Below are 15,477 nucleotides of genomic sequence, written 5' to 3' on the forward strand. Positions count from 1 at the left end.
TTAGGTATGTCTGTTTTTCTTTCTATCTTGTTAGTACGTGATTAGGAGAACAATCGTTGCAAATCATTCCAAGTCACTACCAAAATCAGCAACATCAAAAAGGCAAAGCCCAAGAAATGAACCATTCCTTCTTTATGCGGATCAACAGGTCGACCTCGCAGCGCCTCTACTCCTAAGAATGCCAGACGTCCGCCGTCCAAGGCTGGCAGTGGCAACAGATTGAACAACCCAAGGTTAATGCTCAATACAGCAGCCCATTTCAACAGAATCGCCATGCCTTGTTGCGCAACCTCACCAGTCATCTTGAAAATACCGACGGGACCACTCAAGTCCTTCAATCCGTATTCCCCCGTTACGAGCATTCCCAAGCTTTTCAGGATCATCATCGTAAAATCGTAAGTGTTGGTTGCACCAGATTTCAGAACTTCCCCTGGAGCAAACGTGAGTGCATTGGTTACCATGATTTTGCCTACGTTGTTTTCGTCTTTCCCTACTTTAACTGGCACACTCATACGCTGTCCATTGCGCTCGTACTCAAATGTTAGCTGTTGGTCCGGGGCTTTACTAATCTTTTCTACAACGTCTTTCCACGAGGATACAGGCTGACCTTGAATCGCGATCACCTTATCACCTGGCAATAATCCAGCTTGAGCAGCAGGTCCTCCCGGGATCACATTCCCCAGATAACTGCCATTCGGTACGCCGTACAAGAAGCCGATCACGATAAACAAAACAAACGCCAGCAAAAAGTTGGCTGCAGGTCCTGCAAAAATCGCCCAGAAACGCTGTGAAACTGTCTTGCCTTTGAACTGTCTGTTCAGAGGGGCAATCTGTACTTCTTCTCCATCCTTGACCAGCTGAGCCTGTGGATGAACAGCAAACGTCTTCTGCTCTCCGTCCAGTTCAAGCACGATATTTAAATTTTGCTCCAGATCAAATTGTACCACCGTACCGGTGATCGAACGAGCAGAACCAGAACTTGGCCCATCGAGCAAAATATGTGTGACCTTTCCTAACGCATCCCGCTCCACGGTTACTTCCATGTGCGGTTTTAACATATCCATCTCCGGATCTTCTCCCGCCATGCGAACGAGACCACCGATGGGTAACAGGCGTAAGGTGTATTCCGTTTCTCCCCGCTTCACGCGAAAAATTTTTGGCCCCATTCCCAGTGCAAATTCACGACATAAGATCCCTGCCTTCTTGGCCAGAAGGAAGTGTCCTAGTTCGTGCACAAAGACAAGTACCCCAAATACAACTACAATCGCGAGAATTGATTCAACGGAATCCAGGTTGGGCAAAGGCAAGTGAACAGCCACCTTTCTGTCAAGTATCTAACACTCATATTCCTTAGATGGAAACGAGCGCATAAGAGCGTGCCCACTCATCAGCTGCAAAAATATCTGCAAGCTCCGGGCTCGCTACACCAGGGTGAGCTTCGCATGTTTTTCGGACGACCTTTTCAATGTCCAAAAAACTGATCGCTCCCTTCAAGAACCTATCAACTGCGACTTCATTGGCTGCATTCAGTACTGCAGTATGCGTACCTCCTGCCATGCCGCACTCATACGCTAATTTTAACAGTGGATAACGCTCATAATCCATGGCTGCAAAATGAAGCGTAGCGATCTTGACCAGATCAAGTGGTTCTGTAGGCAGTTCTTTTCTGATGGGATAGCTCATGGCGTACTGAATCGGAACCTTCATATCCGGTGTACCGAGTTGGGCCATGACCGCTCTGTCTTTGTATTCTACCATAGAGTGTATGATACTTTCATAATGCAATACGCATTCGATTTGCTCATAAGGTATATCGAACAGCCAATGAGCCTCGATCACCTCAAAACCTTTGTTCATCATGGTAGCAGAATCGATGGTAATCTTTGCACCCATGCTCCAATTCGGATGAGCCAATGCCTGCTCAACTGTCACTTGCTGTAGATCCTCGCGAGTGAGATGACGGAAGGAACCGCCTGAAGCGGTCAAAATGACCCGCGCCACATCCTCCTTGCGCTCTCCTTGCAGACATTGGTAGACAGCTGAATGCTCGCTGTCTACTGGAATAATCGATACACCTTTTTCTTTCGCTCGTTTCATGACAACAGGGCCAGCGCTCACCAGTGTCTCTTTGTTGGCCAGTCCAATTGTTTTTCCCGCCTCAATCGCAGCGAGTGTAGGTGCGACCCCTACACTGCCCACAACAGCGGTCATAACGAAATTGGCAGCTTCATGACGGGCAACCAGTTCCAATCCTTCGGCACCGTAAACGATTTCTGGTTGAGACTTGCCCGCCAATCTATCTCGCAGTTCAACGGCAGCCTTCTCATTTCCCACAGATACGAGCTCGGGCTTGAATTTTTCCACCTGGCGTGTTAGTAGGTCGACGTTTGTTCCAGCCGCCATAGCCACCACCGAAAAATCCTCTGGATGCTGGTCTACGACTTCAAGCGTGCTCGTTCCAACTGACCCCGTTGAACCTAAGAGCGCTATTTTTTTCACGGATTTCACCCTCTATATCTCTTTCTATATGCAAAAGGTTTTAGACAATACCTAATAGATGTAGAACCGGAAAGACGAGCAAGAAACTATCAAAGCGATCCAAAACGCCCCCGTGACCCGGAATGAGTTGTCCTGAATCTTTTACATGGAAATGTCTCTTGAAAGCCGACTCCACCAAATCCCCCAATTGCCCGACGATCCCCGCAACAAGAGCGATGGTCAATGCCTGATCAATCGCAAAATGTCCAAAGCTAGCATTGATGGAAAGAACAATCAAGACCGAAGCGACGAGACCTCCTAAGGCCCCTTCCACCGTCTTGTTTGGACTAATTTCTGGCCACAGTTTACGTTTACCTATTGCTTTTCCGACAAAATAGGCGCCCGAATCAGTCGACCAGATTCCCATAATGACCATCACCGTAAGCATGAATCCTTCAGGTAGGTTTCGGGTAGCGGCCATATAAGTAAAACCGTAGCCTATGTATAACGCCCCCACCAACGTAAGGGCGACGTGTTCGATGTGAAACTGATTTTTCCGTAAAACGGAGTAAATCAACAAGAGCAGGATGACGGGCAGCATCAGATCCGGCATGCTGATACTGAGCCAATCCGAAAATAATAGAGACGGCCACAAAATGCTTAACATCAATACATATCCGAGCAATCCTGCCAAATAAAATGACTGAATGCCAGCCATTCTCATAAATTCAAAATAGCCAATGACAGCCAGTAAAAACACTAATAGTGAGTACCAAACTCCACCAGCATACATCAATAATAGAAAAGCAGCCCCACCAATCAGGCCTGTTATTATACGTTGCTTCAACTGATTCCACCTCTCGGCTATACCGCCCCGTAGCGACGAGCTCGGCCTTGGTATTCCACGATTGCTTGATAAAAATGTTCACGGGTAAAATCAGGCCATAGCACGTCCGTAAACCATAATTCTGTATATGCTAATTGCCACAGCATAAAGTTACTCAAGCGAATCTCTCCACTTGTACGAATCAAGAGGTCTGGATCGGGAATTTCGCTTGTATACAGGTAGCTCGATATCAATTCCTCTGTCAGTTGTTCTGGTTGAAGCTCGCCTGCTTTTACTTGTGCTGCCATCTCTGAAAATGCTTTTGCAAGTTCATCTCGCCCCCCGTAATTCAGGGCAAAATTCAATTGAAGACCGCTATTGTCCTTCGTTCTCTCTTCTGCTTCCAGCAGTGCTTTCAGCGTATGAGAAGGCAGTTCGTTTTTACTGCCCAGCATGCGTATGCGGACACCACGTTCTATTAATTCATCCAATTCTGTCGACAAAAATTCCTGCGGAAGTTTCATGAGAAAATCCACTTCATCGCGTGGACGCTTCCAGTTTTCGGTAGAGAATGCGTACATCGTCATATAACGCACGCCGATCTCGTCTGCAGCCTTGACGACTTCTTTTACTGCTTTCATTCCTGCACGGTGCCCGGCAACCCGGGGTAAACTGCGCTTATTGGCCCAACGACCGTTACCATCCATAATAATCGCCACATGTTCCGGAATCTTACCGGAACGATCCAACTCGGCTGGCTCCGATTGCTTTTCTTTGCGGCCCCATTTGCGCGCCAGATGTTCTAACATAAAGTGTTCCCCCGTAATGAGAGATATAGACGTACATCCCCCTCAAACGAGGGGGATTACCATTACCTATACTTCCAAAATGTCTTTCTCTTTGTCCTTAACGATCTTGTCAACTTCGGCGATGAATTTATCCGTCGTTTTTTGTATGGTTTCTTGATGACGACGAGAATCGTCCTCAGAAATAGTAGCAGCCTTTTCAAGCTTTTTGATTTCATCGTTTGCATCACGACGGATGTTACGAATCGCTACTTTTGCCTCTTCTCCACCTTTTCCTGCCAGCTTCACGAGCTCTTTACGACGCTCTTCTGTGAGTGGAGGAATGATCAGGCGGATAATCACGCCATCGTTGGATGGAGAAATTCCCAAATCCGATTGTTGCAGCGCACGGTCAATTTCCTTGAGCGCCGTTTTATCCCAAGGCTGGATTGTCAGCATACGTGGTTCTGGTACGCTGATGTTTGCCAATTGGCTAATCGGCGTTGGAGTGCCGTAGTAGTCTACTGTAACACGATCCAGCATCGCTGGGTTCGCACGACCTGCACGCAGGCTGGACAGATCTCTTTTCAAAGCATTGATCGCTTTATTCATGCGATCTTCCATGTCATTTAGCACAGTTTGTGGCATAATTATTCCCCTTTCACTAGAGTACCGATTTTGTCGCCCATTACTGCCCGACGAATATTGCCTTCTTCAGAAATGTTAAAGACGATCAACGGAATACTGTTATCCATGCACAAGCTGGACGCTGTTGAATCCATGACACCTAAACCTTTATTCAGCACTTCCAGGAATGTCAACTGGTCGTACTTTTTAGCGTTCGGGTCAAGGCTTGGGTCTGCAGAGTACACACCGTCTACCTTGTTTTTCGCCATCAGGATTACTTCAGCTTCAATCTCAGCTGCACGCAGCGCTGCAGTCGTATCTGTTGAAAAGTAAGGGTTACCAGTACCGGCAGCGAAGATAACCACGCGCATTTTTTCCAAATGGCGAATGGCACGACGGCGTATGTATGGTTCTGCTACCTGTCTCATCTCAATCGAGGTTTGAACACGAGTCGGGACGTTCACTTTTTCTAACCCATCCTGCAAGGCGAGTGAGTTCATAATTGTGGCCAGCATACCCATGTAATCGGCTGTTGCCCGATCCATTCCTTTGGAGCTGCCGGAAAGTCCGCGCCAGATGTTACCTCCTCCGACGACTACTGCGACTTGTACACCCAATTCTACGATTTCCTTGATCTGGTTAGCGACGGAGAAAATAACTTTTGGGTCAATACCATACCCTAAGTCCCCCGCCAAAGCTTCCCCACTCAACTTTAACACAACCCGTTTATAGGCAGGAAGTGGCATGTGAAACGGCCTCCATTCATGAATCATTCTCTGTGCCCAGTCTTCATTCCTTCTAATTGGGAACAGGTACACACTGCTATTTACATGCAGAGAGTTTCACACAAAGTGAAACTCTCGCTTTGAAAATAGGGAACACGAAGGTGTTCCCTATAACCTTTATTATTGCTTATTAACTTGAGCCATTACTTCAGCTGCGAAGTCTTCTTGTTTCTTCTCGATACCTTCGCCTACTTGGAAGCGAGCGAAACCTTTCAAGGTAGCTCCTGCTTCTTTCAGCAGAGTAGCTACTTTCTTGTCAGTATCTTTTACGAATGGTTGCTCAACCAGTACGTATTCTTCGAAGAATTTGGAGAGGCGGCCTTCTACCATTTTCTCAACGATGTTAGCAGGTTTACCTTCAGCCAGTGCTTGGTTTTTCAGAACTTCACGCTCACGCTCGATCTCATCAGCGGAAACTTCTTCACGGTTAGCAAAACGTGGGTTGGACGCTGCTGCGTGCATGCCCAGGTCGCGAGCCAGTGTTTCGTCTTGTGTACCTTCCAAAGTAACCAGAACGCCGATACGTCCACCCATATGCAGGTAAGCACCGAAAACGCCGTTGTCTGTTTTCTCGGAGAGTGCAAATCGACGGAAGGAGATGTTTTCTCCGATAGTCGCGATTTTCTCATTGATCACATGAGCCAAAGTCTCGCCAGCACCTTTGAATGGCTGCTCCAGAGCTTCTTCAACTGTTGCAGGACGTTGGGATACAACGTGCTCAGCGATGTCTTTTACGAGTGTTTGGAACTCAGGGTTTTTCGCTACGAAGTCAGTTTCGCAGTTAACTTCTACAACTGCTGCAACATTTCCAGCTACCGCAGTTGCAGTCAGACCTTCAGCTGCGATACGACCAGATTTTTTTGCTGCTTTCGCGATACCGCGCTCACGGAGCAAGTCAATTGCTTTTTCCATGTCGCCTGCTGTTTCTTCCAGCGCGCGTTTGCAATCCATCATACCTGCGCCTGTACGCTCGCGCAGTTCTTTAACCGCTTGTGCACTAATTGCCATTGAGTGAAACCTCCTCGAAAAGTTACGATCCTATTATAATCGAAAAGCTAGTCACCTGTTAACCTCGGCGACGCTATTCAGCAAAAAAGGATGGACGGGGGTTCTGACACCCTCAGTCCACCCTTTAACACACATGCTTACGCAGTTGTTGTTGCTTGTTGCTCTGTACCTTGGTTTCCTTCCAGGAGAGCGTCTGCCATTTTAGCAGTGAGCAATTTCACAGCGCGAATTGCGTCATCGTTACCTGGGATCACATAATCGATTTCATCTGGATCGCAGTTAGTATCTACGATCGCTACGATTGGGATACCCAATTTACGAGCTTCTGCTACAGCGATGCGCTCTTTACGAGGATCGATGACAAACAGAGCGTCAGGCAGTTTATCCATGTGAGCGATACCGCCCAAGAATTTTTCCAGACGATCCATTTCTTTGCGCAGAACGATAACTTCTTTCTTAGGCAATACTGCGAAAGTGCCATCGTTTTCCATACGCTTCAGCTCAGCCAAGCGAGCAGTACGTTTTTTGATGGTTGTGAAGTTTGTCAGAGTACCACCCAACCAACGTTGGTTGATGAAGTAGTGACCTGTGCGTTCTGCTTCTTCTTTAACGGATTCTTGTGCTTGTTTCTTCGTACCTACGAAGAGGATTTTTCCGCCGTCTTGAGCGAGTTCACGCACGAAGTTGTACGCTTCCTCTACTTTTTTAACGGTTTTTTGTAGGTCGATAATGTAGATTCCGTTACGTTCGGTGAAGATATAGCGAGCCATTTTCGGGTTCCAACGACGAGTTTGGTGACCGAAGTGTACACCAGCCTCGAGCAATTGTTTCATCGAAATTACTGCCATATTTCACACCTCCTTCAAAAATGGTTTTTGTGATGCCTACCTCCGTCTCACCGCATGTTCCAAGCAATTCTGCCATAGGCAGCACCGTTGCCGGAATTGGTGGACGTGCGATTTCAACACCGTAAATGAATATATCACATGGAAGTTTCAATTGCAACAAACGAATTCCATTTATTTCGTAAAAAAGTTTTGACCCTTTTGACAGACGACAAACGGACACATTTCGTTACATTGAAAAAACCGCCTATTTTTTAGGCGGTGTTGTTATCAATTTGACGATGTCTGCTTCCTTAGCGGCAGTCGACACTTCATAGGTGCCGACTCGAATACGATTTAGCTTGTCACTGGCACGTAGTTGGGCCACAAATTGATTTTCGGCAGGAAGAATTCCTTCCTTTACTAAAATCTGCGCTACATCCTCTGCGGTTGCTTTGTAAGGAACAGTGAAAGAAACCTTCTTATCCGCCAAAGGTGCCTCCACTATCGGAGCTTTAGGTGCCTCCGCATTTGGTGATGTTGGTGTCTGTGTATTCGGTACGGTAGGAGTAGGTCGGCCGGCCTTATTCACTGGATCTGTTGGCGGAGTCACCTTTTGCTCCGATGAAGCTGCAGGTGTCGTAGGCTGTACAGTTGGCGTCTGCGGATGCTTTGTCACAGGCGCCGCTGTTTGTCCTACCTTTGGCGTAACTGGCGCCTTAGGCACTCCAGGAGCTGGCTGGACGTTCACTTTCTTTTCTTCTTGCCACTGTTTGTATTCATCTGCTGTAAGTACGACCATTTCCAGCTCTTGTGCGGCTACTTTCATTTGATCGACAGTCATCGCCGGAGCTTGCGCAGTCTGCTTAGGAGCCAACAGTCCGATAATGGAGGTAGCCACTATCAGACCTGCTCCAAACCCGAATAATAGCTCTTGTTTACGCATCGGCCAGACCTCGCTCATGCCTGTCAGCCAAGGAAAAGATCAAATCGATTTCCCCTCTGCCGGCACCTAGTCGTTTTGCGATCTCATCCCGAGACAAACCTTCTTTACTCAGCTCAAAGGCACGGCGATAACGTTCTCGCAGTGCCAGCATATCCACCTCTTGTACTTGAGGTGCTGGTTCTATCCTATGAGTGTCCTTTGGAGCTTCTTGCTTGTTGTGGCTTTCACTCGTTTGCCATTGCTCTTCCATATAGTCTAATCGCTTGCGCAAACTCGCGATATCCTCGAGAAGGTCCGCTCTCATTTCCTGCCATTCTGCAGCAAGAAGATTGGTTTCTTGCTTTACCTGCTTTTGAAGACGCTGCACGCTTTTTTCGAGCTCGTCCTTGTCCGTCGTGCGTTGTGTCGGTAATGAGGAAAAGGAGTCAACAGGCTGCTTCTTTTTAATGATAAAAGCAAGAAGCATGCTGATCATTCCTGCTCCAATCAGGATGGGATACACTACGTCCATGTTGTCCACCTTTATTTCTGGCTTGACTTCGTTTATAAAGAAATATCTATAATACGTCCACGCAACGGGTCTCTCATGAGATCAGCATTCGTAGATACACCTTCGCTCGATTCGGACATTTGGCTCCCAGTGGATTCTTTTTTGTCCTGATGCTCTTGCTGTCCTTGTTTTTTTTCCCGTTCGCGTATCTGGTTCTTTTGTGATTGCTCAAGATCGGTCGGGCGCTGACGCATATGTTCATCCAGGTCTCTTCGTTGATCAATCATTGATTGTTGTTCATGCATGGTTCGTTGTTGCTGATGCTCCTGAATTCGGCTGACTTCTAACGTGCGTGGTATTGCCACCTGCAATTCAACCGCTTTCAAACTCATATGGCCCCAACTCCCTTTGTCACACTAAGTATGTAAGCATCCTGGATTAGATGAGAGTTGCTGTGCTAATTTCACCGTCCAGCACAATAAATCGCGTTCTCGCATACTCGTGCTTGATAAAGTGCACCAGCTTTCCAAACGTCATTTTAATTCCTGGATACATTACATGATATGCCTCAATAGCTGCTGGGCCTTCCCCTTTTAGCTCGAGCTCAATATCATTTCTGCGCGCTTCCAATTCCTTGCTTTCTTTTTCCAGAACCAAACGAGTATTGGTTAGCTTGATTTGCATGAGACGTTTGTCTGCTGGAAGTTCCTTGCTTACTTGAAGGATCTGATTCATAACGCCAAGGCCTTGATCTGTTTTGCGTAAATTTTCATACACATTTTGTAGTTCTTTTTGAATGTTCGCCAGTTCTTGTCTTAATTCCGGTTTTACTCCTACTTCGAGTATCGTAGGAGTGGCGCTGCTGTTCCCAAATACTCGTGCCACAATCTTTTCCCCAGCCTGCAGTACGCCGCCAATAATGAATCCTTTTGACCCTTTGCAAATGATTTGCTTTCCGGCACGTACGGTGGAGAACATGATGCTTTGTGAAACAATCACTTGATTGCCAGCCGTTACATTGGCGTTTTGGATAAAGGATGTCCGGACATCTTTCCCCGCAACAATGCAGCCTTTGTCCTGGGCAACAATCCCGCTTTTGATCTCAATGGAACCTTCCGCGTACAGCTCGGCCCCTTCTACACTGCCAAGTACGCGTATATCTCCTGATGACTTTACGCGAAAGCCATTCAATACGTTCCCGCGAATGACCACCGTTCCCACAAAATCAATATTGCCAACACCAAAATCAACATCCCCGTTTACTTCAAATACGGGAAACACGTTCATTTTTGCCTGTTCCGTAAAGGATACTTGTCCGTCAATAGCGGCGTATAGCATCGTCCGCTCTTGATTGAGCACAACATTTTTCCCAGGCTTTATGTTTATTTCCTTGCCGGCTTTGGGAGCGATGGGCTCTCCGGTAACTGCTGTGCCTGGTTGTCCCTGGCTTGCTGGTATTTTACGTGCCAAGAGTTGTCCTTTTGCTACATTGGGGATTGTCGTCACATTATAAAAATCAACTCGGCCATCCTCTAGCTCTTTTGGACCTTCCCCTTCATTAATAGATGCCAAATAAGGGTACTCGATAGTCCCATCGGTTCCGGCCACAGGTGCAATCCCTTGAGCAACCTTTACTCTCGCGTTTGCATACTTCGCGGGTAAGGTGCACAAGTCCCGAACTACATCATCGAGAATTCCATATTTCACATTGCTTGCTTGTAAGGCTTTATAGACATCTGTTTCCAAGATGACAATTTCGTCGATATCTTGTTCGTCCATACGAAGAAGTATTTCGGCCTCCAATTTATCAGCTGAAATTTTTACTTCTATTTTATAATTCCCGATCCCTTCCATCATTCTACCCCTCTCAAGCTTGGGTAATGTCCCCTTACATCAATTGCGATTTCCATCTGGACAACGCAGAACGAAGTCGGAAAAGAGCTTTGGAGTGCAACTGGGATATTCTTGAAGGTGACAAGCTCATGATTTCCGCAATTTCTGATAAGGTCATTTCTTCAAAATAAAACAAGGAGACAACCAGTCGTTCCTTTTCAGGCAACTTGTCGATGACTGTTACTAGAACCTCTTTTAAGCTGGATACTTCCGCCACATTATCAGGGCGAGGTGTAAGCTCGTCGATGATATACGAATGCCTTGCTGTTTTTTGTTCGTCTTCATCCCCTACTGCTTCATCGATTGAAACCATGCTGGCAAGAGAGGTTTCCAAGAACACCTGTTGAAGCTCCTTTTTGCTTATTCCCAGATAATCAGACACTTCTTGATCGGTTGGCATTCGCAGCATTTGCTGTTCCAAGGTGGTGTATGCTTCTTCGATTTTTTTGGCCTTGTCTCGAACAGTACGAGGGATCCAGTCGTTCTCGCGTAGTCCATCGATCATTGCACCACGAATCCTCCACATGGCGTACGTCTCAAATTGGAGACCCCGGGTATGATCGAATTTAGCCAAAGCGTCCAATAGCCCAAAGCGCCCATAACTAATCAAGTCATCCTTGTCCACATTTGATGGCAGATTAATTGCCAACCGATTTGCCACCTTGTCTACCAGTGGCAAAAACCGCGTGACCAAGTCAACCTCCGCCTCGCGACTTCCCTCTTGCTTCCACATGACCCATTTATCGAACTCTTTTGCTTTTTCTTGACTGGTTAGCCGTGCCACGAATAGTCACCAACCTTTACTCATCTGATAAGCGCCTAACGACCTCTGCAACGGTGGCTGGATCCTCAGTAGGATGAATCCTTTCCATGTTGTTGATTAAGAGTGGTGCAAATGTCTGTTCTTCCTGTTCGAATTGTTGTCCAATTTCCAGAACGACCCCACCTTCTGCTAGAGGAGAGCTTGTCCCCTCTAGCGTGTCCGTAACCATTGGTGGAGTAGATGACTGTATGAACGTTGCGAGCAGCCAACGAATTGGAAATGCAGCAAGGAAGAATAGGACAAATGCAATACCTGCTCTCTCCAGTGATACGAGCCAGACATTACTCGCCACAGCCGTACCCAGCGTTACAAGAAATGCGAGCATCCCTAATCCAAAATTAATCCAAATGGTTCCTAACATTTGTTATACTTCCTTCACACCTTGATTTACGGTCCTGATTTGAAGAATGCCGTTTGTGGCATCTAACTCTATTGTCCGACCGCAGTTTCCCCCTGTATCTTCTGCCACGATCTTTATATGAGCATCCTTCAATGCAAGTTTGCACGCCTCTACATTCCGAGGCCCAATCCGCATGGTGTCATTATTTCCTAAAAACGCGAACATCTGTGCGCCTCCAGCCAATTTCGCAACTGTGTGTCTGGTCTCCGCACCAGCTTTCACCATCAACTGAATCAGATGAGGGATTGCTGTATCCGCATATTTGCCTATCGTTAGCTCCCCGCCTTTAGCCAAAGACGATTCAGGGAGCATAACATGTGCCATACCTGCAATTTTATGGATATGATCGTAGAGTACTACTCCTACGCAAGAACCTAAACCGGTAGTACGCAGCTTGCTCGGCGGCTTTGCCACACCGAGATCAGCCATCCCTATCTTAATAATCTCCATCGAACGGAACCCCTAATGAACGAAATAGTATTGGGAGCGATTCAGGATCAGGAATTAAGAAAAAGTTCCCTTTTACTTGATCATTGCCTTCGAAAAAAGCGGTGTCAATCGTGAGGGCAAAGTCACCCGCTTGACCCAACGCTATTAATCCATAACTTAGAATAGCTCCAGCCATATCCACAGCGAGTGCAGGTACGGACGGCTGTAAATTTAATTGTGTAAAATCAGCTAACGATGATAAATAAGAACCTGTTAAGATGTTGCCAATCTCATGCAACGCGGAGATCTCCAGCTCTTCCCACTCGTGCACATCTTTATTAATTCCTGTGATTTGCTCGAGCAGGTGCTTGGCTGAATCCAAATCAAGGATAAAAAACATGTTGCCTGGACAATCGCCTTCAACCCGGAGGAAGACGGTCACTACTACGGTTTCCGCTCCTCCGACACAATCTGCAACTTCGTCGAAGGGGATAATCTTGACTTGTGGAACTTTCATATCGATTTCTTTTTGTATGAGCTTGGAGAGAGCCGTGGCAGCGTGACCAGCACCGATATTCCCGATTTCCCGTAAAACGTCAAATTGGAAATCCCCAAACTTCGTAAAATCGCCCATTTTACTTACCCCTCAATTGCGTCCAACTGCTTGATTTCCTCAGTGCTCAATACTTTATCGAGGTTTAAGAGGATTAACAGTCGTTTATCCAGCTTAGCGACGCCTCGCAAATAAGCAGCCTCCACACCTCCAACAACTTCTGGAGGCGGTTCAATCGCATCAACTGGTATATCGATAACATCGTTTGCGGCATCTACAATGAGACCCACTTCCAATTCACCTACGGCCACGATAATGATTCGAGTTGCTTCGGAATAGACGCTTTCTTCGAGACTAAAACGATTTCGCAGGTCAATAATCGGTGTCACAACGCCACGCAGATTAATAACCCCTTTGACGAAACTAGGCGTTCGAGGAACTCTTGTGATGTGCTCCAGCTTTTCAATGGATTTAACCTGATGAACCTCAACGCCATACTCTTCGTCCTTCAATCGAAAGACAATCACTTTGACTTCGCTAATGACTTCTTTTTGATCGAGCATGTGGCTGCCCCTCCTTCTACTTAATCAGCGAGTTACAATCTATGATGAGCGCGACCTGACCGTCTCCCAGGATCGTTGCACCTGAAATGGCAAATACATTGACCAGATATTTGCCGAGAGATTTTAGAACAATCTCTTGTTGTCCGATGAACGAATCGACTACAAGGCCTGCCATTTTCTCACCTTTACGTACGATGACGACTGCCACTTCATCTTCCGTCGTTTCCCCATTATCAGGCACTTGGAAAATGTCCTGCAGCGAAACGAGCGGAACTACACGTCCCCGGAAGTCGATCACTTTTTGGCGGTGAGCCATCATGATTTGATCTTTTTTAAATACAGCCGTCTCAATAATGGAGCTGAGTGGGACAGCGTACTTCTCATCCTTCACTTGCACCAGCATCGCGGAAATGATAGAGAGCGTAAGTGGCAATTGAATGAGGAAAGTCGTGCCCTGACCGCGCACAGAATCTACGCTGACACTGCCACCCAACGATTCAATTTTGGACTTCACGACATCCAGTCCTACACCACGACCGGAAATGTCAGATACAACTTCCGCTGTACTAAAGCCTGCTGCAAATAGCAACTCGTGGATTTGCTTGTCACTCATGCTATCTGCATTGGCAGGATTGACAATGCCTCTCTCAAGCGCTTTTTTGAGAACTTTATCTTTATTGATTCCAGCACCATCATCTTTTACTTCAATAAATACATGGTTGCCACTGTGGAAAGCGCGGAGCTCGATTTTTCCTTCCTCTGGCTTACCCGCCTTTTTCCGATCTGCTGGAGACTCAATTCCGTGGTCAAGCGAGTTACGCAGCAAGTGATTGAGTGGGTCCCCGATTTCGTCGATGACGGTACGATCCAATTCTGTCTCCGCACCGATAATCTCCAGATTCACTTTTTTATTCAGATCTTTTTGCAGATCGCGAATCATACGTGGGAAACGATTGAATACTTGCTCCACCGGCACCATGCGCATGGTCAGAATGATGTTCTGCAGATCGCCACTAATCCGGCTCATGTGCTCCACGGTTTCTTGCAGTTCATTCTTTCCAATCTCTCGTGCCAACTGCTCTAAACGACCGCGGTCAATGACCAATTCGCTAAACAGATTCATCAAGATATCCAAGCGTTCGATATCGACACGAATGGTTTTTCCACCAGCCGTCGCCTTTTTCACTGGTGCTTGAGGAGCTTCTGCTGCACCCTTTTCAGCTGGTGCTGGTGCCTGTTGCACTACGGGAGCAGGTGGAGCTTCCTTCTTCAATTGAATGGTTTCGATTGTCACATCTTGGATTTCCGAAATGTTAAGAATCGTAGTACGTACCTTTTCAATCGATTGCTCCGTCACATAGGCGATTTCAAACGACTGTTCAAATCGCTCATTCTCGATATCTTCAACAGCTGGCTTCGTTTTGATTACTTCACCCATGGATTCCAGTTGATCAAAAACCATGTAAGAGCGGGCTGCCTTGAGCAAGCAGTTTTCATTCAATGTCACTTTGATCCACAAAACGTTGTTCCCGAGCTCCTGAGACTGCTTCAAGACCATCATGGCATAATCATCAAGCTCATGATCTTCAGCTGATGTAGTTTCCTCTTGCGGTGCTTCCACTTCCATAGTAGTAGCTGCTACTTCCTGCTCGGCTGAAAAGTCTCCTGCAACAATCGCACGCAGCTTCTTTACAATAGCCGATACATCCGCTGAGCCGTCTCCGCCTTCTGTGATATCGATGACCATGCCTTCAATCAAATCTACACTCTGAAAAATAGCGTCCATGATATCACTGGTAATCGTTAGCTTCTGATTGCGAATCAGGTCAAGTACATTTTCCGCTTCGTGAGTCAAACTCGCCATGTCTTCAAAGCCCATAGTTGCCGACATACCCTTCAATGTATGCGCGGATCGAAAAATCTCTTTGACGTGGCCAATGTTACCCGGATCACTTTCCAAGAGTAGCAAATTGGCGTTGATCGCCTGTAGGTGTTCCTTTGACTCCTCAATAAACATGTCCAAATACTGATTCATATCCATAGGTGA

Annotated in this window: 18 protein-coding genes; all 18 read right to left on the reverse strand. The window is 46.7% G+C overall.

Annotated elements, in window-relative coordinates; genetic code table 11:
- Positions 1 to 41 precede the first annotated feature (41 nt).
- Positions 42 to 1,307: an RIP metalloprotease RseP gene (gene rseP / locus M3630_RS03825; RefSeq protein ID WP_251251284.1), complete on the reverse strand. Its 1,266-nt coding sequence runs from the start codon at positions 1,305 to 1,307 to the stop codon at positions 42 to 44.
- A gap of 43 nt (positions 1,308 to 1,350) precedes the next feature.
- Positions 1,351 to 2,499 carry a 1-deoxy-D-xylulose-5-phosphate reductoisomerase gene (locus tag M3630_RS03830; RefSeq protein WP_251251285.1) on the reverse strand — a complete coding sequence of 383 codons (1,149 nt, stop codon included), beginning with the start codon at positions 2,497 to 2,499 and terminating at the stop codon, positions 1,351 to 1,353.
- A 40-nt stretch (positions 2,500 to 2,539) separates the two neighbouring features.
- A complete protein-coding gene (locus tag M3630_RS03835) occupies positions 2,540 to 3,325 on the reverse strand; it encodes a phosphatidate cytidylyltransferase (protein WP_016743343.1) in 786 nt (261 codons plus the stop codon).
- 17 nt (positions 3,326 to 3,342) lie between these two features.
- Entirely contained in the window at positions 3,343 to 4,113 is a 771-nt protein-coding gene (locus M3630_RS03840) for an undecaprenyl pyrophosphate synthase (protein WP_221869158.1), read from the reverse strand.
- 66 nt (positions 4,114 to 4,179) lie between these two features.
- Complete coding sequence (frr, locus tag M3630_RS03845; protein WP_015891724.1) at positions 4,180 to 4,737, reverse strand: ribosome recycling factor; 558 nt, start codon at positions 4,735 to 4,737, stop codon at positions 4,180 to 4,182.
- A 2-nt stretch (positions 4,738 to 4,739) separates the two neighbouring features.
- Positions 4,740 to 5,462, reverse strand: coding sequence for a UMP kinase (gene pyrH, locus M3630_RS03850; RefSeq protein ID WP_007719254.1), 723 nt, complete (start codon positions 5,460 to 5,462; stop codon positions 4,740 to 4,742).
- A gap of 159 nt (positions 5,463 to 5,621) precedes the next feature.
- Positions 5,622 to 6,509 (reverse strand): translation elongation factor Ts, encoded by an 888-nt coding sequence (gene tsf, locus M3630_RS03855; RefSeq protein ID WP_251251286.1) that lies wholly within the window; start codon positions 6,507 to 6,509, stop codon positions 5,622 to 5,624.
- A gap of 137 nt (positions 6,510 to 6,646) precedes the next feature.
- A complete protein-coding gene (gene rpsB / locus M3630_RS03860) occupies positions 6,647 to 7,357 on the reverse strand; it encodes a 30S ribosomal protein S2 (RefSeq protein ID WP_015891726.1) in 711 nt (236 codons plus the stop codon).
- Positions 7,358 to 7,601: 244 nt separating this feature from the next.
- Positions 7,602 to 8,279 carry a DNA polymerase III subunit gamma/tau gene (locus tag M3630_RS03865; protein WP_251251287.1) on the reverse strand — a complete coding sequence of 226 codons (678 nt, stop codon included), beginning with the start codon at positions 8,277 to 8,279 and terminating at the stop codon, positions 7,602 to 7,604.
- Complete coding sequence (locus tag M3630_RS03870) at positions 8,272 to 8,799, reverse strand: DUF6115 domain-containing protein (protein WP_173607998.1); 528 nt, start codon at positions 8,797 to 8,799, stop codon at positions 8,272 to 8,274. Before M3630_RS03870 ends, M3630_RS03865 begins: the two co-directional genes overlap by 8 nt.
- Positions 8,800 to 8,822: 23 nt before the next feature.
- Positions 8,823 to 9,161, reverse strand: coding sequence for a hypothetical protein (locus M3630_RS03875; RefSeq protein WP_173607999.1), 339 nt, complete (start codon positions 9,159 to 9,161; stop codon positions 8,823 to 8,825).
- Between the two features lie 46 nt (positions 9,162 to 9,207).
- A complete protein-coding gene (locus M3630_RS03880) occupies positions 9,208 to 10,626 on the reverse strand; it encodes a flagellar assembly protein A (protein WP_173608000.1) in 1,419 nt (472 codons plus the stop codon).
- A gap of 31 nt (positions 10,627 to 10,657) precedes the next feature.
- Complete coding sequence (locus M3630_RS03885; protein ID WP_251251288.1) at positions 10,658 to 11,446, reverse strand: FliA/WhiG family RNA polymerase sigma factor; 789 nt, start codon at positions 11,444 to 11,446, stop codon at positions 10,658 to 10,660.
- 16 nt (positions 11,447 to 11,462) lie between these two features.
- On the reverse strand, positions 11,463 to 11,846 hold the full coding sequence (locus M3630_RS03890; RefSeq protein ID WP_173608002.1) for a hypothetical protein: 384 nt from the start codon (positions 11,844 to 11,846) through the stop codon (positions 11,463 to 11,465).
- 3 nt (positions 11,847 to 11,849) lie between these two features.
- Complete coding sequence (locus tag M3630_RS03895) at positions 11,850 to 12,335, reverse strand: chemotaxis protein CheD (RefSeq protein WP_015891734.1); 486 nt, start codon at positions 12,333 to 12,335, stop codon at positions 11,850 to 11,852.
- A complete protein-coding gene (locus M3630_RS03900) occupies positions 12,322 to 12,948 on the reverse strand; it encodes a chemotaxis protein CheC (protein WP_173608003.1) in 627 nt (208 codons plus the stop codon). The genes M3630_RS03895 and M3630_RS03900 overlap by 14 nt, the downstream gene beginning before the upstream one ends.
- 5 nt (positions 12,949 to 12,953) lie before the next feature.
- Complete coding sequence (locus tag M3630_RS03905) at positions 12,954 to 13,430, reverse strand: chemotaxis protein CheW (RefSeq protein WP_007719278.1); 477 nt, start codon at positions 13,428 to 13,430, stop codon at positions 12,954 to 12,956.
- Between the two features lie 16 nt (positions 13,431 to 13,446).
- On the reverse strand, positions 13,447 to 15,471 hold the full coding sequence (locus tag M3630_RS03910; RefSeq protein WP_251251289.1) for a chemotaxis protein CheA: 2,025 nt from the start codon (positions 15,469 to 15,471) through the stop codon (positions 13,447 to 13,449).
- Positions 15,472 to 15,477: the final 6 nt, after the last annotated feature.

Source organism: Brevibacillus sp. MER 51, assembly GCF_023714195.1.
Lineage (GTDB): Bacteria > Bacillota > Bacilli > Brevibacillales > Brevibacillaceae > Brevibacillus.